The sequence below is a fragment of the Billgrantia gudaonensis genome, assembly GCF_900100195.1.
Classification (GTDB): domain Bacteria; phylum Pseudomonadota; class Gammaproteobacteria; order Pseudomonadales; family Halomonadaceae; genus Halomonas; species Halomonas gudaonensis.
In genome coordinates, this window is sequence record NZ_FNES01000001.1 from 213,749 (window position 1) to 231,660 (window position 17,912).

Below are 17,912 nucleotides of genomic sequence, written 5' to 3' on the forward strand. Positions count from 1 at the left end.
GCATCTGGGCTACCGCTGGAGCGGAGCGACTGACTGATTCGGGAGCCGAAGGGCAAATGCCCGTATCGTGCGTGAGCCGATCAGTGCAGGCTCGTCGATCGGCCGAACGGTTGCTGGCCAGTGGTGGCACTGGTATAGTGCGCTGCGCTCGGCAAGTCGTTGAAGGCAGGTCGAGTTCGATGCCGAGAGCATCGCGCTGTGGTGGCCCCGTCGGTCCTCCCGCAACGCTAAACCGCGAACCCCGCCAGGCCCGGAAGGGAGCAACGGTAGCGGTGGCCGCGTGTGCCGGGATGTGGCTGTCGGGGCCGCCTCCATTTCGGGGCCATGGCGCCATTCCCGTCGTATTAGTCCTTCGTCGATATTCTACCTTTGTCTAATTCTTGCCGCGGTGTTATCATGCACTGCAGCAAACTACGCGACAGGGAGAAACGACGCATGGCCATCGATACCTCCAGCACGGCAGGCATTCAGCGCAGCCTCCGTCAGTGCCTGTCGAACGTGGCGGCGCTGCTCTACCACAATGGACACGTGCTGGAGACGGTGACCGTTTCGCACCGCGGTCTGGATCGTGCCGCCCTTGGTCAGCTACGCCGCAACGCCGCCGAGTGGGACACCTGCCAGCAGGTGCTCGAGCGCAGCGAGGCGGCCACCTACAACGATCAGGGGCGTTTCATCCTCACCCCCATGGGGCGCGAGTTGCTGTTCGACATGTTCGGTGAAGGGGCGGCGGACTGCGCCTGACGCGCGTTTCGATTCCTGTCATGCAAGCGGGGAGGCCATGGGCCTCCCCGCTTGCGTTGGAGGGTCAGGCCTGGCTTGCCAGGTGCTTGCGCAGGAAATTGCGAGTGCGTTCCTGATCGGGCTGGGTGAACAGGTCGTCGGGCGTGTTCTCCTCCACCACCACGCCGCCGTCCATGAACATCGCCCAGTCGGACACGTCGCGGGCGAAGGCCATTTCGTGAGTGACGATGAGCATGGTCATGTGCTCTTCGGCGAGGCTCTTCATGACCTGGTTCACCTCTTCCACCAGCTCGGGGTCCAGCGCCGAGGTCGCCTCGTCGAAGAGCATGACCTTGGGACGCATGGCCAGGGCGCGAGCGATGGCGACGCGCTGTTTCTGGCCGCCCGACAGGGAGCTGGGATAGACCGCGGCCTTATCCGCCAGCCCCACTCTCTCCAGCAGTTCCATGCCCAGCTCCCGCGCGCTCTTGGCATCCATTCCTTTGAGTTTCCTGGGCGCCAGCGTCACGTTCTCCAGCGTCGAAAGGTGAGGGAACAGATTGAAGTGCTGGAACACCATGCCCATGTTCTGGCGTATATGGTTGATGTGTCGCTCGAAGGCAAGGCCCTTCAAGTCGGGTCGGTTGACCTGGACGCCATCCAGCAGGATGCGGCCATCGTCGATCGCTTCCAGGTTGTTGATGGACCGTAGCAACGTGCTTTTTCCCGATCCCGACGGGCCGATGATGGAGATGATCTTGCCGCGGTCGACCCGGAGATCGATGCCCTTGAGCACCTCGAGGTCACCGAATCGCTTCTTGACTCCCTGGAGCTCGACCATGGAAGTGTCTGTCGCTTGTGTCATGTGTGTTCCTCGTTAGCGGCGAATGGCGGCACGACGTTCTACCCAGGCTTGACCGGTTTCCATCAGAACGTTGATCAGGTAATAGATGACCGCGATCGTGATATAGAATTCGAAGGGGCGAAACGTCACGCTGATGGCATACTGCGAGAGATAGACCAGCTCGGCGATGCCGATGGCGGAGAGTACCGAGATGTCCTTGACCATGATGATCATGTTGTTACCGAGCTGGGGAATGGCGCGATAGAAGGCCTGCGGAATGATGATGTAAAAGAGGGTGGCGAGATGGCCGAACCCCAACGATCGCGAGGCTTCGTACTGTCCGCTCGATACCGACTTGATGGTGGCAATGAAGATATCGGCGTTATAGGCCATATAGTGGAAGCCTAGCCCCAGAACGCCTACCACGATGGCCGGGATCAATATCCATTGCCCCATGCCGAAGTACAGGAAGTAAAGCTGGAGAAGGAGCGGCGTCGTCATGAAGAGCCAGATGAAGAAACGCAGCGGCCAGTTAACGGTTTTTTTCGTGTAGAGGGTGATTACGGCGACGATCTGGCCGCCGATGATCGACATGATGGCAACCACCAGGCCAATCAGGAGCGTGGCTCCTATACCCTTGATGAGAGTTGGAAAGTAGGTGATGACGGGGCTGAAGTCGAATTCCATGATGGCTTACCCTGGTTGTGTCATGGCCTGGAAGTTCTACAGATAGGTGTATCGCGTGGCGCGACGATAGAGGAACTCGACGATGCCCATGACGGCATAGATGATGACGATGTACATCAGGGCACTTACCGAGAAGACTTCCAGGGGCTTGTAGGTGGAGCCGATCAGGCGCTGAGCCTGGTAGGTCAGTTCGACCACCGAGATGATGGATACCAGCGAGGAGTTCTTGACCAGGATGATGGCGAGCACGCCGATGGAGCGAATCATCAAGCCGGCCGCTTGAGGCAGAACGATGTGCTGTAGCGTCGCGAAGCGGCCGAACCCGAGCGACCGAGACGCTTCGTGTTGCCCGCTGTCGACGGATTCGATGGCGCCGCGTATGGCTTCGCTCATGTAGGCGCCAATGTTGAAGGCGCCGACTACCACGCCGCAGGTGAACGGGTCCAGGCGCAGGCCGATCGCGGGCCCGCCGTAGAACACCAGCAGCAGCTGTACGAAATAGGGAGTGCCGCGAACGACGCTGATATAGGCGCGTGCGAGCCAGCGGACGGGCGGAATTCGTGAGGTTCGCATCGCCACCAGCGCGGAGGCGATGAAGAAACCGAAGAAAAGGGCACGAGCCGATATGTCGATCGTGACCCAGGCCGCCTTCACCAGCAGCGGCGTTATATCGATCATCAAGTTGATGTCCATGAGCCCCTTTACTCAGTTGTTGCGATAAGAAGCCGGTTCAGGTCAGCAGGGCTCTCGCCCTGCTGGTCCAGGATGGGTCAGTCGAACTCGACCCCTTCGCCGATCCACCTGTCGACGATCTCCTGATAGGTGCCATCTTCCTTGATTTCGGCCAGTGCGGTATTGAGGGCTTCCTTGAGCTGAGGCTTGTCTTTCTGAATGGAAATGGCTGCAGGCCAGCTGGGGAGCTCGCCCACATCGACCTGCTTGATGTCGATGTCCTCGTTGTTGAGTGCCACGTAGACAGGAATGTCATCGGCGATCATCACATCGATTCGACCCGTGGTGAGCGCATTGAGCATGTCGGGAAGGCCCTGGAAGGTCTGATTGCGCCATTTCCCGTCGCCGTTCTCGGTGGCCCATTGATTGCCGGTTTCGCCGAGAGTCGAGCCGACCCGCTTGCCGGAGAAATCGTCGATGCTGTTGACGTCATCGGTGCCCTCCTGAACCCAGATGGAGAGTCCCGAGCTGTAATAACTGTCGGTGAAGTCGACGGCTTGCTGACGCTCTTCGGTCACGCTCATGCTGCAAATGCAGGCGTCGAATCGGCCGCCGGCAAGAGCTGCAACGATGCCGTTCCACGGAGAGGTTTGAATATTGACCTCGACTCCCATCCTGTCTGCCAGCGCTTCGGCGATGTCTACATCGAAGCCGACCAGGTTCCCATCCGTGTCGACGTAGCTGAAAGGCGGATAAGCACCGGAGTTGGCGACCTGAAAGACGTCGTCCTGAATCTCGGCGAAGTCCCGCGCCTGGGCGGGCAGGCTTGCCATGGTAATGGCGCCGATCAAGGTGATGGCCCCGATGAGAGGGCGATGGAATGGCTTGTTGTGAATTGTCATGTCGATTCCTGCTCGATGTTGGTTCGTTTTTGTGAGGCTTGCGACACGTTCCGTGTCGCGGCATGTCGCATTGATGCTTCACGCTTTCGAAGCGGGTCCGGGCCTTGCTGCGCTATCACCTCCCGTTATTTTCTTGAAGTTGAATGTTCGACATTAGCAAGCCTTGTTGGCGCCGTCATATGCGCTCGAGTATCACGGCGATGCCCTGCCCGCCGCCGATGCAGGCGGCGGCGCAGCCATAGCGGCCGTCGGTATGTTCGAGAATGCGCGCCAGGGAGCCGGCCAGGCGTACGCCGGTTGCGCCCAGTGGGTGGCCCAGTGCCAGGGCACCACCCCAACGGTTGACGCGTGCCGGATCGAGCCCGAGCGTGGCGATGGCGTGCAGCGGCACGGCAGCGAAGGCTTCGTTGATTTCCCAGGCGTCGATCCGGTCCACTGCGAGGCCGTTGCGGGCCAGTGCCAGTTCGGCCGCGGCGGCCGCGCCGGCGCCCATCCGCTCCGGAGCCACGCCCACGTCGGCGATGTCGATGATGCGTGCCAACGGCGAGAGGTCGTGATGGGCCAGGGCGCTCTCGGACATGAGCAGTGCAGCGCCGGCTCCGGAGGTGAGCGGCGAGCTGTTGCCGGCGGTGATGCGACCGCCCTCGACGAACACCGGGTCGAGCCCGGTGAGCCGCTCCAGGCTGGCGTCGGCACGAATGTTGGTGTCCCGGTCGATGATGTCTCCGGCAGGGGTGGCCAGCGCCAGGCGCTCTCCGGTGAAACGCCCTTCGGCCTCGGCGCGTGCCGCTCGGCGGTGGGATTCGAGGGCAAAGGCGTCCATGGCGTCGCGTTCGATGCCGGTAGCCTCGGCCAGGCGCTCGGCGGTGAGGCCCATGTTCAGTGCCACCTCGAGCTCGAGCCAGGGCGCCGCTTGCAGCGCTGCTGGGGCGGTCAGAACGCCCTCCTCGAAGAGGCTGGGGCCCATGGGCACCCGGCTCATGTTTTCGTAGCCGCCGGCGACGGCGACTTCCACACCGCCGGCCTGGATCTCCCGGGCGGCGCTGCGTAGGGCGGCAAGCCCCGAGCCGCACTGCTGGTCGAGCTGGCGGGTGGCGCAGCCTCGCCCACTGGGGCCGAGGCGTTGCGACAGCCACAGCGGGTAGCGCCCGCCGAAGCTCCACTGCTCCTTGACCGGCAGGGCGCAGCCGACGCTGAGGTCTTCCACCCGTTCGGGATCGATGTCGCAGCGCGCCAGCAGGCCGTCGAGCACCTGGGCGAGCAGTACATCGCCGCGGGTGCCGGCCCAGGCGTCGACCTCCGGTTTGCGAGGATGGGCGCGGGTGAAGGCGCTGCGAGCGTAGTCGGCGAGATAGACGTTCTTCATGCGTCGCGTTCTCCGGAGTCGGCCAGCCGTGACCAGCGGTGCAGGAACAGGGCGTAGGTGGTCAGCACGTGGCGGATGGAGTCGATGGAGACACATTCGTCGACGCCGTGGATGCGTTCGGCCACCGGGCCGTAGCAGGTGCCATTGATCCCGCCACTGACGTGGAAGGCCCGCAGGTCGGTGGTGCAGGTGGAGAGGTAGTGGGACGGTGGGGCGCCGAGCAACGCCTCGTGGCACGCCGAGAGCAGGCGGATGCCCGGCGTGTCGAGATCGACTTGATGCCCCTCGGAGCGGAATCCGTGGAAATCGAGTCGTGGCAGCGGGCTGCCATTGGCGAGCTGGGCATGGCGATGCTCGACGGTGCGTCTGACCCGGGTCATCACCTCGCCCGTCGTCATGCCCGGCGGGAAGCCGACCCGGCCTTCGAGTACCGCATGGGCCGGTACGCTGGAGGCCCAGTTGCCGCCTTCGATCTTGCCGATGCTCAGGTTGAAGGGGTGCGGATGTTCGGCGTAGAGCGCCGGGCGGGGAAGGGCGTTGATCTCCGCCTCCAGCGTCTCGAAGGCGGGCAGATAGTCGACGATCGCCTCGATGGCGTTGCTTCCGGCTCCGGTGTCGAGCACGTGGGCCGGCACGCCGTCGAGGCGCAGGCGGAACCATAGTACGCCTACCTGGCCGCTGTAGATCTGCGCGCCAAAGGGCTCGGGAATCAGCACGAAGTCGCCGCCATGGCCTTGATGCAGGCAGGCCAGGGCACCGTTGCCGGTGCACTCTTCCTCGATCACCGTCTGCAGGGTGAGCGGGAAGTCGATGGTTTCGCCGGCTCGGCGTACGGCCTGCACGGCCAGGGTCATGGCGGCGATGCCGGCTTTCATGTCGCCGGCGCCTCGACCGTAGAGCCAGCCGTCTCGCTCCCAGGGTTCCCAGGGTGGCCGGGTCCACATGTCGGTGGGTTCGGCGGGCACCACGTCCAGATGGCCGTTGAATACCAGATGGGGGCCGCTGGCTTCGGGGTTGAGCCGCGACACCAGGTTATAGCGTCCGGTGGGGTCCCACTCGGTGGGGGCGCGGTGCGGGTTCTCGGCGAAGCCGGGAGCGTCGAGCGGCACACGGGTCGTCGGTAGGCCCAGGCGCTCGAACCAGCGCTCCATGGTATCCAGTGCGCCGTGCTCGCGGCCCAGCACGCTGTAGCCGCGCACCAGGTCGCAGGTCATGGCGAGGGCATCATCCATCAGCGCCTCGCACTCGGCGACGATGCGTTTCTCGGTGGCGGTGAGCATCAGAACCTCCCCAGCTGCCGTTCGTCGATGTTCAGCTCGGCTTCGGTGGCCTCACGCAGCTCGGCAACGCTCAGCCCCTCGGCGATGTCCACCACGGCGAGCCCCTGCGGTGTCACGTCCATCACCGCCTTGTCGGTGATGATGCGCGACACGCAGCGCGGTGCGGTGAGCGGCAGGCGACAGTGCTCGAGGACCTTGGGGTTGCCGTGCTTGTCGTTGTGCGAGCACAGGATCACCAGGCGCCTGACCTTCTGCGCCAGCTCCATGGCGCCGCCGATGCCCGGCGAAAACTGGCCGGGGATCTTCCAGTTGGCCAGGTTGCCTTCGGCATCCACCTCGAAGGCGCCCATGAAGGTGAGATCCACGCGGCTGCGGCGGATCATGGCGAAAGAGGTGGCGCTGTCGAACACGCTGGCGCCGGGGCGAGTGGCGATGTAGGTGCCGCCGGAGTCGATCATGTCGTAGTCCGGCGCTTCGCCCTCGGCCCGCGGGCGACAGCCCAGCACCCCGTTCTCCGAGTGCACCAGCACCTCCATTTCTGCCGGCAGGTAATGGAAGAGCCGGGTGGGTAGGCCGATGCCCAGGTTGACGATCTGCCCGGGAAGAACCTCGCGGGCGGCGCGGGCGAGAATGCGTGTTTGATCAGCCGACATGGGCGCGCCTCCCCTGCTCAGCGGTGGCGGGGTCGACGCGAACCACCTGACTAACGAAGGCACAGGGCGTGTGGATCGCCTCGGGCGCTAGGCGGCCCGGCTCGTCGACGCGGTAGGCCTGGGCGATGACGGTGTCGGCGGCCATGGCCATCAGCGGATTGAAGTTGCTGGCGGTGGCGCGATAGATCAGGTTGCCGTAGCGGTCGGCGCGCTCGGCGTGGACCAGGGCGAAATCGGCGTAGAGCGCCGGCTCGATGCCCCAGACGCGACCGTCCAGTTCGATCTCGCGGCGCTCGGCGGCGATCTCGGTGCCCTGGCCGATGTCGGTCAGAAAGGCGTGATGACCGGCGCCGGCACTGCGGATCTTTTCGGCGAGCAGCCCCTGGGGGACCAGCGTCACGTCGAGCTCGCCACGGTTCATGGCGTCGATGGCGCGGCGGTTGAGGCCGACGTGCGAGGTGACCAAGCGGGTCACGCGGCCGGCTTCGATCAGTTTGCCGATGCCGATGCCCGGCTCGTTGGCGTCGTTCTTGATCAGGGTGAGATCGTGCTGGCCCTGTGCCAGCAGTTCGTCGATCAGAGCGAAGGGGGTGCCCGGCGAGCCGAAGCCGCCGACCATGATCGAGGCGCCATGGGGAATGGCGGCGATGGCCGCCTCGATGGTGCGATGCTTGTGGGTGAGCAATGTCATGTAGGGCCTTTCTCGTCGCATTCTTTCGGCAGGGTCAGCGGGCGACGCCGAGCGCCTCGGCAGAGGCCGGCGCGGCCACCTCGCGGTCGAAGCGCACCAGGGCGCGCGAGAGCCGCTCGAGCAGCTCGGCAGTATCGTCGGCACCGATGGTCAGCGGCGGCGCCACCAGGAAATGGTCACCGGCCACGCCGTCGAGCGTGCGCCGCGGATAGATCAGCAGACCTTCCGCCCTGGCCAGCGCGGTGATCCGAGCGAAGCGGTTCTCCTCGGCGGGGAAGGGCGCCTTGGTGTCGGGATCGGCTACCAGTTCCACGCCCCACAGGAGCCCGCGGCCGCGTACGTCGCCGAGCCACGGAAAGCGTGCTTGAAGCACAGCGAGACCGGCCTCGAGCTCGCGGCCGCGGGCGGCCACGTTGTCGAGCACGTTCTCGCGCTGCATGGCCTCGATCACGGCGAGCCCGGTAGCGCAGGCCAACGGGTTGCCGGCATAGGTGTGGCCGTGCTGGAAGCCGCCGGCGGCCATCACGGCGTCGACGATATCGGTACGGGCAAGGAGTGCGCCCACCGGGTAGTAGCCGGCGCCGAGTCCCTTGGCGGTGGCCAGCAGGTCGGGGGTGATGGCGTAGTGCTGATAGGCGAACCAGTCGCCGGTGCGGCCGACGCCGGTGAGTACCTCGTCGAGGATCAAGAGGCAGCCGAACTCGTCGCACAGGGCGCGAATGCCTTGCAGGTAGCGCTGCCCGAGTACCCGTGCGCCGGTGCTGGCGCCGCCGATGGGTTCCAGTACGAAGGCGACGATCGACTCGGGCCCGGCGGCTTCGATGGCCTGGCGGGTCTCGGCCAGCACGCGGTCGACATGGCTGGCGTCGTCCGCATCGCCGTGGCGGTAGAAGTCGGGGCCGGCCACCTTGAGCGAGGCTGTGATGAGCGCGTCGAAGGCGGCCTCGAGCGGCCGGTAGCCGGTCACGCCCAGGGCGCCCAGGGTGCTGCCGTGATAGGAGGGGCGCAGCGAGACGAAGCGCCGGCGCTGCGTCTCGCCGCGAGCCACGAAGTACTGGCGGGCGAGCTTGAGCGCCGACTCCACCGCCTCCGAGCCGCTGGAAACGAAGAACACCTTGTCGAGCTGGCCCGCGGTGAGTTCGACCAGCGCCCGGCCCAGCGCCACGGCCGGGGCGTTCTCGAACTGGGTGCGGTAGGTGAAAGCGACTCGGTCCAACTGGGCGAGCATGGCGTCGCGGATGTCGCGTCGGCCGTGGCCCAGGTTGCAGGCGATGGCGCCGGCACAGCCGTCGAGATACTCGTGGCCGTGGGCATCCCATAGCCTGACGCCATCGGCATGGCTCACTTCGGGCAGGGCCGTGCCCGCCTGATAGAACAGGGGGGAGTGGTTCATGGCAGTGTCCGTGTTGTCGTTATCGTCGGGAAGCGATCCCGTGCGGTTGACTGCAGTCTAGGTAGGGGTGACAGTGTATTTCAATATATGATCTTTTTTACGAATTTGATGATTTTTGATCATGGCAGACGTCAACATCCATTCGCTCAAGGCGCTGGCGGTGTTCAAGACGCTTTACGAGGCGGGCAGCGCTTCGCAGGCGGCGCGCATCCTGGGCATCACCCAGTCGGGGGTGAGCCGTTCGCTGTCGCAGCTCGAGCACAACCTGGGGCTGCAGCTCTTCCTGCGCGAGAAGAATCGGCTGGTCGCCACGCCCGAGGCCAAGGAGCTCTACGAGGAGATCCTGCGCCTGATGGGCAACATCGAGGAGTTGCGTCACAGCGTGCTGGCGCTCAAGGAGTTCGGCACTTCGCGGCTGCGCATCGCGGCCATTCCCGGGCTGTCGTTCGGTTTCGTGCCGCGGCTGGTGGCCGGGCTGCTGGCCACTCATCCGAGCGTCAGCGTCAGCCTCGACATGCTCTCGAGTCATGAGGTGCAGATGGCGGTGGAGTCGAGCCACGCCGACATCGGTCTGGTGACCCTGCCGGTGGCTTCGCCGGTGCTACGGGTGGAGCCGTGGTTGGAAACCGAGGCGGTGTGCCTGCTGCCCGGCGGACATCCGCTGGCCGAGCGCGAGAGCATCGAGGTGGCCGATCTTGCCGAGCAGCACGTGGTGATCAGCAACCAGCCGAGCTTGAGTCACAATCCGCTGCTCGAACTCATCGCCCAGCACGGCGTGCACATTGCCGGCAAGACAGAGGCCAACATCGGTACCATCGCGGCGCTGGTGGCCAACCGGGTGGGCATCACGGTGATGAACCCCATTACTGCAAAGGATCAGCTCGCACCGCACGATGAGGTGGTCATGCGCCCCTTCGCGCCGGCCATGGCGTTTCGTTTCGGGCTGGTGTATCGCGACAACTGGAAGCACGCCAGGGTGCTCGATTTCGTGCGCGATCGGGGTCGGGCTTTGCTGGCAGGATATTGAGGGCCGCGCCGAATGGCGCGGCCCGGGCGGCGAACCCTCAGAAGGCTTGCCACTCGCCCTCTGCCTGGGCGGCGTGGCTCAGCTGCCGTGGCTTGGCAGGGCGTGCCGCGTCTTGGCGTTGCGGCCTGGCGGCACGCGCCGTGTGCGGGGTCGGATCCCGCTCGTCATGGCCCTCGCTGAGGCGGAAGGCCTGTACCAGGGTGGTCAGGCGCTCGGCCTCCTCGCGCAGCGAGGCGGCGGAGACGCTGGTTTCCTCCACCAGCGAGACGTTCTGCTGGGTGGCCGAGTCCATCTGGTTGACGGCCGTGCTCACCTGATCGATGCCGGATTCCTGCTCCTTGACCGCCGCGGAGATCTCGTTCATCAGCCCGGAGACCCGGCGGATGGCCTCGACGGTCTCCTCGATGCCTTCACCGCTGCGTACGGCCTGCTCGGCACCCTGGGCGATGCGCTGGGTGATTCCCTCGATCATGGTGCGAATCTGCTGGGAGGACTCGGTGGTGCGGGTGGACAGCTTGCGCACCTCCTCGGCGACCACGGCGAAGCCGCGGCCATGTTCGCCGGCGCGGGCGGCCTCCACCGAGGCGTTGAGCGCCAGGATGTTGGTCTGGAAGGCGATGCCGTCGATCACTTCGACGATCTCGGCCACCTGGCGCGAGTTGGCCTCGAGTTCGCGCATCAGCTCCACGGTGCGGCGTACTTCTCTGGTGCCCGATTCGGCCTGGTCGGCGGCTTGGGTGGAGAGGGTGTCGGCCGAAGAGGCCGATTCGCTGTTCTGGCGCACGATGGAGGACATCTCTTCCATGCTGGAAGCCGTCTGCTGCAGGGCCGAGGCCTGCTGCTCGGTGCGCGAGGCGAGATCCTCGCTGCCGGTGGCGATCTCGCGGGAGGCCACGCGTACGCTCTGGGCGCTGCGGCTCACCGCGCTGAAGCTGCGGTCCATGCGCGCGATGAAGGCATCGAATTCGGTGGCCAGTTCGCCGATCTCGTCCTTGCGCTGGCTGTGGATGCGGGCGGTCAGGTCGCCTTCACCCTCGGTGATGTCGCGGATGCGCCCGCTCACCTGGCGCAGGGCGCGCGACATCAGGTTGGGGCCGACCAGGGCGATGGCCAGGGCGGTGATGAAAACCAGGCCGACGAAGCCGAATACCCAGCGTTGCTGCACGCGAACGGTGGCGATGGTGTCCGCTTCCAGCCGCTCGCCGCTGGCGTCGGCGTTCTGTCCGGCGATGTCGTAGAGGTCGCGCAGTGCACCGAAGGTGGCTTGCGACTCGCCCATCAACTGTGCCTGGGCGGCTCCGACATCGCCATCGCGATGCCTTTCGAAGACCGCTTCCGAAGCGGAGCGCCAGTTATCGAAGCGTGTCTCGTAGTCGTCGAGCCCCTGCATGACGTCGGGGTAGGCGTCGAGATGGGACATGAAGTCGTGCATGCGGTCGTAGGCCTGCTCGGCGTTCTCCCGATAGTCGGCATAGTGCGCTTCGGCAGCGTCGCTGCCCGGCTCTTCGTCGAGCACGGCGAACTCGGCCACGCGGGCCTGGTAGAGGTCGCGGTCGGCGTTGAGCACGGCAGAGACGGCCGGGTTGAAGGCACCGCTGAATTCGGTCATGCGTTGTCGGACGCTGCCTACCAGCAGGGCATCGGCGATCACGACGATGACCAGGGCCACGGCGACGCCGATGAAAGCCAGCGTATACTTGACGTTGATGCGGTGCAGTTTCTCGAGCATGTGTGGGCCTCTGCGTGTCCGGTCTTGTGCGGTCGGGGGCATCGAGGTACCCCTTGCTTTGTTGTGCGACGCACGCCTGGGCGCGCCATCAATACCTCCTTCGGCGAATGGCGGGTTTTCTTTAGCTAGAGTGAGTGCTCGCCAGCCGCGAACGCCAGCTCTCACCTGCCGGGCATGGGGCATGGCCAGGCGGGCGGAGCAGGCGGCGAAAGCCAGTGCTACCATCGCCGCATCAGGCGTCGATGGCCTGCTCGGTCCCACCCCAATTCCGCTTGGAGAACTTTCATGGCAAGAATCCATTCCGACAATTCCCGCTCCATCGGCAATACGCCGCTGGTCCAGCTCAATCGAGTCAACGAGGGGGCGACCATCTGGGCCAAGATCGAGGGGCGCAACCCGGCCTACTCCGTGAAGTGCCGCATCGGCGCGGCGATGATCTGGGACGCCGAGGAACGCGGCGTGCTGAGGCCCGGCATGCGCATCATCGAGCCCACCAGCGGCAACACCGGCATCGCCTTGGCCTTCGTGGCTGCGGCCCGGGGCTATCCGCTGGTACTGACCATGCCCGCCTCGATGAGCCTGGAGCGGCGCAAGGTGCTAAAGGCGCTGGGCGCCGAACTGGTGCTCACCGAGCCGGCCAAGGGCATGCCGGGCGCCATCGCCAAGGCCGAAGAGATCGCCGCCAGCGCGCCGGAAACCTACTTCATGCCGCAGCAGTTCGAGAATCCGGCCAACCCGCGGATCCACGAAACCACCACCGGGCCGGAGATCTGGGCGGACAGCGACGGAGCGGTGGACATCCTGGTGTCCGGCGTGGGCACCGGGGGCACGCTCACCGGCGTCTCGCGCTACATCAAGCACACTCAGGGCAAGGCGATCACCACCGTGGCGGTCGAGCCCAGCGACTCGCCGCTGATCAGCCAGACGCGCAAGGGCGAAGCGCTGACTCATGCACCCCACAAGATTCAGGGCATCGGCGCCGGCTTCATCCCCGCCAACCTCGATCTGTCGCTGGTCGACCAGGCCGAGACGGTGAGCAACGAGGAGGCCATGGCCATGGCGCATCGCCTGATGCAGGAGGAGGGCATTCTGGCGGGCATTTCCTGCGGCGCTGCCGTGGTGGCTGCCGTGCGCGTGGGTCGGCAGCCCGAGCACCGTGGCAAGAACATCGTGGTGATCCTGCCCGACAGCGCCGAGCGTTACCTCTCCACGGCGCTCTTCGAGGGTCGCTTCGGCGAGCAGGAAATGGTGCAGTGAGCCTTTGCGTCACTCCTCGTCGCGCGAGGCCTCCCGCTCGCGGCGGGTGTCGAGCTCCAGCTCGGCGCGCTCCACCAGTTCGCCGGGCAGTTCCTTCTTGACGGCAACGCCGAGTTCCCGGAACTCGGCGGCCTGCTTGATCAGGTTGCCGCGGCCGCTGACCAGGCGGTTCATCGCCTCGTCGTAGCTTTCGCGGGCGCCGTCGAGCTTCTTGCCCACCTCCTGCAGGCTCTCCACGAACAGGCGCAGCTTGTTGTAGACCCTCTCGGCACGGTCGGCGAGTTCGGCGCTGTGCCGGCTCTGATCCTCGAAGCGCCACAGCTGGCGCACGATGTTGAGGCTGGTCAGCAGGGTGGTGGGCGTGGCGACCAGCACGTTGCTCTCGATGGCGCGCTGGTAGAGCGTCTCGTCGTGCTTCAGCGCCTCGACGTAGGCCGACTCCACCGGGATGAACATCACCACCACTTCGGGCGAGTTGAGGCCGGGCAGGGCGTAGTAGTGCTTGTCGGCCAGCTCGGTGATGCGCTCGCTCACTGCCCGGGCATGATCGGCCAATGCCCGGTGGCGCTCTACCTCGTCTTCGGCATTGACGTAGCGCACGTAGGCGGCAAGCGAGGTCTTGGCGTCGATCACCAGGTGCTTGCCCTGGGGCAGGTAGACGATGGCATCGGGGCGCCGGCGTCCGGTATCGGTGGCGAAGCTGGGCTCGCGCTGGTAGTCCTTGCCCGGGCGTAGCCCGGAGCCTTCCAGCACGTTTTCGAGCATCAGCTCGCCCCAGTTGCCCTGGATCTTCTTCTGTCCCTGCAGGGCTTCGGTGAGTCGGCCTGCCTGGTCGGTGATCTCGCGATTGAGTGCCTGCAGGTGCTGGAGTTCGGTGCGCAGGCTGGCGCGCTGTTCGGTATCGGCACGATGCAGCGTCTCCACTTGCTGACGAAAGCCCTTGACCTCGCTGTGCAACGGCTGCAGCAGCCCCTGGATGTGCTGCTGCGACTGTTCGGAAAACGCCTTGCCCTTGCGTTCGAGGATATCGTTGGCGAGAGTTTCGAACTCCTGCTTGAGCTGGTCGCGACTCTCGCGTAGCAACCTGAGCTGCTCGGCGAAGTGGTGCTGCTTCTGCTCGAGCGTGGTGGCGAGCTCGGCGTGGCGGGCGTTCAGCTCGCCGAGTTCCGCCGCCACCCGTTCGCGAGCGGCTTTCTCTTCCTGCCACCACTGATGGTAGCGGTCACGCGTCTCCCGGGCGGCTTCCTGGTGCGCCTGGGCGGCGGTGAGCGCTTCGCGGGTCTCGGCGAGCCGGGCCTCCAGAGTGGCCAGGGCCTCGGCATGGTGGGCGCGCGCCAGGCGGTGGCGACGCGCGCCCAGCAGCACGCCGATGCCGATGCCGAGCAGCAGCGCCAGCGCGCCGCCGAGAGCTGCCAGCAGCGGGGGAGAGAAGGTCATGGACGCCTCCGGGGGCTCATGCAGGGTAGTGCGGACACTGTACATCGGAACAGGTGTCTTTTCAGCCGCCTTGCTTTCCGCCGTCGCCCCCAGTCGCTAGAATGGCAGGCGATCGTCGATTCTCGGGCCCCGAGCCCGCCACCCTACGCTGCAAGGATCCCACGCCGCATGAGCTATCAGGTTCTGGCCCGCAAGTGGCGACCGCGCACCTTTCATGAGCTGGTCGGTCAGGAGCACGTCCAGCGCGCGCTGGTCAACGCCCTGGACCAGGGCCGTTTGCACCATGCCTACCTGTTCACCGGCACGCGCGGCGTGGGCAAGACGACGCTGGCGCGAATTCTGGCCAAGTGCCTGAACTGCACGGCCAAGGGGAGTGGTGACGAAGGCGTGACCTCTACCCCGTGCGGCGAGTGCGACAGTTGCCGGGCCATCGACGAGGGACGCTTCGTCGACCTGATCGAGGTCGACGCCGCTTCGCGCACCAAGGTCGAGGATACCCGCGAGCTGCTCGACAACGTGCAGTACGCGCCGACCCAGGGGCGCTACAAGGTGTACCTCATCGACGAGGTGCACATGCTCTCCAGCCACAGCTTCAATGCGCTGCTCAAGACCCTGGAGGAGCCGCCGCCCCACGTGAAGTTCCTGCTCGCCACCACCGACCCGCAGAAGCTGCCGGTCACGGTGCTGTCGCGCTGCCTGCAGTTCACTCTCAAGCACATGCCACCGGAGCGCATCGTGGGTCACCTGACCCAGGTGCTCGACGCCGAGGGCGTGAGTTACGAGGAACAGGCCCTGTGGCTGCTCGGCAAGGCCGCCGAAGGTTCCATGCGTGATGCCATGAGCTTGACCGACCAGGCCATCGCCTTCGGGCAGGGAGCGGTTCGCCACGCCGACGTGGCGGCGATGCTCGGCACCCTCGACCATCGCCACGTGCTGGCGCTTCTCGAAGCGCTGGCCGAGGTGGATGCACAGCGCTTGCTCGCCGAGGTGGCCGCCCTGGCCGAGCAGGGTCCGGACTTCGCCGCCGTGCTCGACGACTTGACCGCGGTGCTGCACCGTCTGGCGGTGGCGCAGATGGTCCCGGATGCGCTGGACAACGGCCACGGCGACCGCGACACCCTGCTGGCCCTGGCTGGCCGCTTCGCTGCCGAGGATGTCCAGCTCTACTACCAGATCGGGCTCCAGGGGCGGGGCGACATGGTCCATGCGCCGGATCTGCGCACGGCGCTGGAAATGACGCTGCTGCGCATGCTGGCCTTCCGTCCCCAGGGCGTTCCCAAGCCGCCGCAGGCGCCGCTGCCGATGCGTGGCAACCCCGATACCCAGGGGAGTTCGAGCGAGCCGCAGCGTTCGTCGCCGGCCGGCGGCGAGGGGCCTGCCTCCCCGCCGGCTGCGGAAGCCTCCCCAGCCGCCAGCCTGGATTCACCCGAGCCGTCACCCGTAGCGCCGCCATCGGAGGCCCCGCCAGCGGTCGATGAGCCGCCCCGCGACGCACCGCCGCCCTGGGAACCGCTTCCGGAAACCGCTGATGCAGAGTCGATGACCCCGGTACAGGCCGCCGACTCGCCGGCGTCGAGTGTCGCTGCGCCTGAGACGGCCGTCGATGCATCGCCGGCCGTCTCGGACGCTCGTGAGCCGTCGGTGCCGGTCGCTTCGGCCGCGGTCGCCGCTGAGACGTCCGACGGCGGTGCTGAAGGTCAGTGCCTCACCCACGCCGACTGGCTGGAGCGCTTCGAGGCGCTGGGTCTGGGTGGCCTGACGCGCAACCTGGCCGCCCATTGCGTGGTCGAGAGCGACGATGGTGAGCGGCTCGTGCTGCGACTCGATCCTTCCCAGGCGGCGATGAACGCCGAGGTGCACGTGCGCCGGATTCAGGAAGCACTGGCTGCTCAAGGGCTCGAGCGCCGCCTGGCGCTGGAGCCCGGTGAGCTGCCGGGCGATGTCGAGACCCCGCGCCAGCGGGCCGACCGCCAGGCGGCCGCACGCCATGCCGAGGCGGTCGAGGCGCTCAGTGGCGACCCCCACGTGCAGCAGTTGCAGCAGGCTTTCGGCGCACGCCTGGTCGAGTCCACGGTCAAACCTCATGATGTGACCCACAGTCACTGATGGAAACGATCTCAACTCAAGAGGAATCACCATGATGAAGGGTGGAATGGGCAACTTGATGAAGCAGGCCCAGGAAATGCAGGAAAAGATGCAACAGGCGCAGGAAGAGGTCGCGCGCGCGGAAGTGACCGGTGAAGCCGGCGCCGGCATGATCAAGGTGACCATGAACGGCCGCCATGACGTCAGCAAGGTCGACATCGACCCCAGTGTCATGGAAGAGGACAAGGAGCTGCTCGAGGACCTGCTGGCCGCGGCAGTGAACGATGCCGTGCGCAAGGTCGAGGCCAGCACCAAGGAACGGATGGAGGAGGCAACGGCGGGGCTGAATCTGCCGCCCGGTTTCAAGATGCCCTTCTGACACGGCTGAAACGGCCTGCGCTCGATCATGCGGCGTTAAGAACCCTCTCGAGTGCCCATTGAGTCTGCGTAAACGCTGCCTTCTCGAGGATTTCTGCCTTGCCTGATCATCGCTTGCCTACGTTTCAGCTCGCGTCAGTGAGAGACTGCGGATGAGTTTTTCTCCCCTCGTCGAGAAGTTGATGGAGTCGCTGCGCGTACTGCCCGGGGTCGGCCCCAAGACCGCCCAGCGCATGGCCCTGCATCTGCTCGAACGTGACCGCGACGGCGGCCGCCGTCTGACCGAGGTGCTGGGAACGGCGCTGGAGCGCGTCGGCTATTGCGAGCGCTGTCGCACCCTGACCGAAGAACCGCTGTGCACGCTGTGCGCCAGCGCACGGCGCGACGACAGCGTGCTGTGCGTGGTGGAATCCCCAGCCGACCAGTTGGCCATCGAGGAGGCCGGTGGCTATCGCGGCCGCTATTTCGTCCTGCACGGCCACCTCTCGCCGCTGGACGGCATCGGTCCCGAGGACATCGGCCTCGATCAGCTCGAAACCCGGGTCGCCGAGGATGGCGTGGAAGAGGTGATACTGGCCACCAACCCGACGGTGGAGGGCGAAGCCACGGCACACTACATCGCCGCCCAGCTCGAAACCCACGGCGTGCGTCTGTCGCGGCTCGCCTATGGCGTGCCCATGGGCGGCGAGCTCGAGTACGTCGATGGTGGTACCCTGACCCGCGCCTTCAGCGGCCGCCTGCCGTTTCGCGGCGAGTGACGCCGCCTTTTCGACTTCCTGCTGGATTGATGC

General features: G+C 65.8%; 17 protein-coding genes and 1 other RNA gene. 7 read left to right on the forward strand and 11 right to left on the reverse strand.

Annotation, left to right across the window (positions count from 1 at the left end):
* Positions 1-208 precede the first annotated feature (208 nt).
* Together ffs and BLP96_RS00950 are read left to right on the forward strand one after the other, a co-directional pair.
* Positions 209-305: signal recognition particle sRNA small type (gene ffs / locus BLP96_RS00945), an RNA gene on the forward strand.
* 130 nt (positions 306-435) lie between these two features.
* The gene (locus BLP96_RS00950) at positions 436-741 is read left to right on the forward strand and encodes a hypothetical protein (protein WP_089682156.1); all 306 of its coding nucleotides are present in this window, start codon (positions 436-438) and stop codon (positions 739-741) included.
* Between the two features lie 64 nt (positions 742-805).
* Here the strand turns inward: BLP96_RS00950 and BLP96_RS00955 are convergent, their stop codons facing one another.
* From BLP96_RS00955 to BLP96_RS00995, 9 genes are all read right to left on the reverse strand, one after another.
* Positions 806-1,585, reverse strand: a complete 780-nt coding sequence (locus BLP96_RS00955; RefSeq protein WP_479688544.1) for an amino acid ABC transporter ATP-binding protein — start codon at positions 1,583-1,585, stop codon at positions 806-808.
* A 12-nt stretch (positions 1,586-1,597) separates the two neighbouring features.
* Complete coding sequence (locus tag BLP96_RS00960; protein WP_089682160.1) at positions 1,598-2,251, reverse strand: amino acid ABC transporter permease; 654 nt, start codon at positions 2,249-2,251, stop codon at positions 1,598-1,600.
* 36 nt (positions 2,252-2,287) lie between these two features.
* Positions 2,288-2,929: an amino acid ABC transporter permease gene (locus tag BLP96_RS00965; RefSeq protein ID WP_245682113.1), complete on the reverse strand. Its 642-nt coding sequence runs from the start codon at positions 2,927-2,929 to the stop codon at positions 2,288-2,290.
* Positions 2,930-3,021: 92 nt separating this feature from the next.
* Positions 3,022-3,825: a transporter substrate-binding domain-containing protein gene (locus BLP96_RS00970; RefSeq protein ID WP_089682164.1), complete on the reverse strand. Its 804-nt coding sequence runs from the start codon at positions 3,823-3,825 to the stop codon at positions 3,022-3,024.
* A gap of 175 nt (positions 3,826-4,000) precedes the next feature.
* Positions 4,001-5,191, reverse strand: a complete 1,191-nt coding sequence (locus BLP96_RS00975; RefSeq protein WP_089682166.1) for an acetyl-CoA C-acyltransferase — start codon at positions 5,189-5,191, stop codon at positions 4,001-4,003.
* Complete coding sequence (locus BLP96_RS00980) at positions 5,188-6,471, reverse strand: ArgE/DapE family deacylase (protein ID WP_089682167.1); 1,284 nt, start codon at positions 6,469-6,471, stop codon at positions 5,188-5,190. Before BLP96_RS00980 ends, BLP96_RS00975 begins: the two co-directional genes overlap by 4 nt.
* The gene (locus tag BLP96_RS00985) at positions 6,471-7,124 is read right to left on the reverse strand and encodes a 3-oxoacid CoA-transferase subunit B (RefSeq protein ID WP_089682171.1); all 654 of its coding nucleotides are present in this window, start codon (positions 7,122-7,124) and stop codon (positions 6,471-6,473) included. The genes BLP96_RS00980 and BLP96_RS00985 overlap by 1 nt, the downstream gene beginning before the upstream one ends.
* Positions 7,114-7,815, reverse strand: a complete 702-nt coding sequence (locus tag BLP96_RS00990; protein WP_089682173.1) for a CoA transferase subunit A — start codon at positions 7,813-7,815, stop codon at positions 7,114-7,116. Before BLP96_RS00990 ends, BLP96_RS00985 begins: the two co-directional genes overlap by 11 nt.
* 34 nt (positions 7,816-7,849) lie before the next feature.
* Positions 7,850-9,208 carry an aminotransferase family protein gene (locus tag BLP96_RS00995; protein ID WP_089682175.1) on the reverse strand — a complete coding sequence of 453 codons (1,359 nt, stop codon included), beginning with the start codon at positions 9,206-9,208 and terminating at the stop codon, positions 7,850-7,852.
* 121 nt (positions 9,209-9,329) lie between these two features.
* Between BLP96_RS00995 and BLP96_RS01000 the strand changes: the two genes are divergently transcribed.
* Entirely contained in the window at positions 9,330-10,235 is a 906-nt protein-coding gene (locus tag BLP96_RS01000) for a LysR family transcriptional regulator (protein ID WP_089682176.1), read from the forward strand.
* A 37-nt stretch (positions 10,236-10,272) separates the two neighbouring features.
* Here BLP96_RS01000 and BLP96_RS01005 read toward each other — a convergent pair whose 3' ends face one another.
* Positions 10,273-11,964, reverse strand: coding sequence for a methyl-accepting chemotaxis protein (locus BLP96_RS01005; RefSeq protein WP_089682178.1), 1,692 nt, complete (start codon positions 11,962-11,964; stop codon positions 10,273-10,275).
* 285 nt (positions 11,965-12,249) lie between these two features.
* On the opposite strand from BLP96_RS01005, the gene cysK reads away from it, so the two are divergent.
* The gene (gene cysK / locus BLP96_RS01010; RefSeq protein WP_089682180.1) at positions 12,250-13,221 is read left to right on the forward strand and encodes a cysteine synthase A; all 972 of its coding nucleotides are present in this window, start codon (positions 12,250-12,252) and stop codon (positions 13,219-13,221) included.
* A 9-nt stretch (positions 13,222-13,230) separates the two neighbouring features.
* Here cysK and BLP96_RS01015 read toward each other — a convergent pair whose 3' ends face one another.
* Complete coding sequence (locus tag BLP96_RS01015) at positions 13,231-14,658, reverse strand: DNA recombination protein RmuC (protein WP_245682114.1); 1,428 nt, start codon at positions 14,656-14,658, stop codon at positions 13,231-13,233.
* Positions 14,659-14,826: 168 nt separating this feature from the next.
* Between BLP96_RS01015 and dnaX the strand changes: the two genes are divergently transcribed.
* The 3 genes from dnaX (at position 14,827) to recR (ending at position 17,879) form a co-directional block, all read left to right on the forward strand.
* Entirely contained in the window at positions 14,827-16,764 is a 1,938-nt protein-coding gene (gene dnaX, locus BLP96_RS01020; RefSeq protein ID WP_089682183.1) for a DNA polymerase III subunit gamma/tau, read from the forward strand.
* Positions 16,765-16,795: 31 nt separating this feature from the next.
* Positions 16,796-17,122: a YbaB/EbfC family nucleoid-associated protein gene (locus BLP96_RS01025; RefSeq protein WP_089682185.1), complete on the forward strand. Its 327-nt coding sequence runs from the start codon at positions 16,796-16,798 to the stop codon at positions 17,120-17,122.
* A gap of 151 nt (positions 17,123-17,273) precedes the next feature.
* Complete coding sequence (gene recR / locus BLP96_RS01030; RefSeq protein WP_089682187.1) at positions 17,274-17,879, forward strand: recombination mediator RecR; 606 nt, start codon at positions 17,274-17,276, stop codon at positions 17,877-17,879.
* Positions 17,880-17,912 lie beyond the last annotated feature (33 nt).

Bases quoted from the DNA above. Each gene is read 5' to 3' on its own strand.
- BLP96_RS00950 (WP_089682156.1), top strand. From the start codon at position 436: ATGGCCATCGATACCTCCAGCACGGCAGGCATTCAGCGCAGCCTCCGT.
- BLP96_RS00955 (WP_479688544.1), bottom strand. From the start codon at position 1,585: ATGACACAAGCGACAGACACTTCCATGGTCGAGCTCCAGGGAGTCAAG.
- BLP96_RS00960 (WP_089682160.1), bottom strand. From the start codon at position 2,251: ATGGAATTCGACTTCAGCCCCGTCATCACCTACTTTCCAACTCTCATC.
- BLP96_RS00965 (WP_245682113.1), bottom strand. From the start codon at position 2,929: ATGATCGATATAACGCCGCTGCTGGTGAAGGCGGCCTGGGTCACGATC.
- BLP96_RS00970 (WP_089682164.1), bottom strand. From the start codon at position 3,825: ATGACAATTCACAACAAGCCATTCCATCGCCCTCTCATCGGGGCCATC.
- BLP96_RS00975 (WP_089682166.1), bottom strand. From the start codon at position 5,191: ATGAAGAACGTCTATCTCGCCGACTACGCTCGCAGCGCCTTCACCCGC.
- BLP96_RS00980 (WP_089682167.1), bottom strand. From the start codon at position 6,471: ATGCTCACCGCCACCGAGAAACGCATCGTCGCCGAGTGCGAGGCGCTG.
- BLP96_RS00985 (WP_089682171.1), bottom strand. From the start codon at position 7,124: ATGTCGGCTGATCAAACACGCATTCTCGCCCGCGCCGCCCGCGAGGTT.
- BLP96_RS00990 (WP_089682173.1), bottom strand. From the start codon at position 7,815: ATGACATTGCTCACCCACAAGCATCGCACCATCGAGGCGGCCATCGCC.
- BLP96_RS00995 (WP_089682175.1), bottom strand. From the start codon at position 9,208: ATGAACCACTCCCCCCTGTTCTATCAGGCGGGCACGGCCCTGCCCGAA.
- BLP96_RS01000 (WP_089682176.1), top strand. From the start codon at position 9,330: ATGGCAGACGTCAACATCCATTCGCTCAAGGCGCTGGCGGTGTTCAAG.
- BLP96_RS01005 (WP_089682178.1), bottom strand. From the start codon at position 11,964: ATGCTCGAGAAACTGCACCGCATCAACGTCAAGTATACGCTGGCTTTC.
- cysK (WP_089682180.1), top strand. From the start codon at position 12,250: ATGGCAAGAATCCATTCCGACAATTCCCGCTCCATCGGCAATACGCCG.
- BLP96_RS01015 (WP_245682114.1), bottom strand. From the start codon at position 14,658: ATGACCTTCTCTCCCCCGCTGCTGGCAGCTCTCGGCGGCGCGCTGGCG.
- dnaX (WP_089682183.1), top strand. From the start codon at position 14,827: ATGAGCTATCAGGTTCTGGCCCGCAAGTGGCGACCGCGCACCTTTCAT.
- BLP96_RS01025 (WP_089682185.1), top strand. From the start codon at position 16,796: ATGATGAAGGGTGGAATGGGCAACTTGATGAAGCAGGCCCAGGAAATG.
- recR (WP_089682187.1), top strand. From the start codon at position 17,274: ATGAGTTTTTCTCCCCTCGTCGAGAAGTTGATGGAGTCGCTGCGCGTA.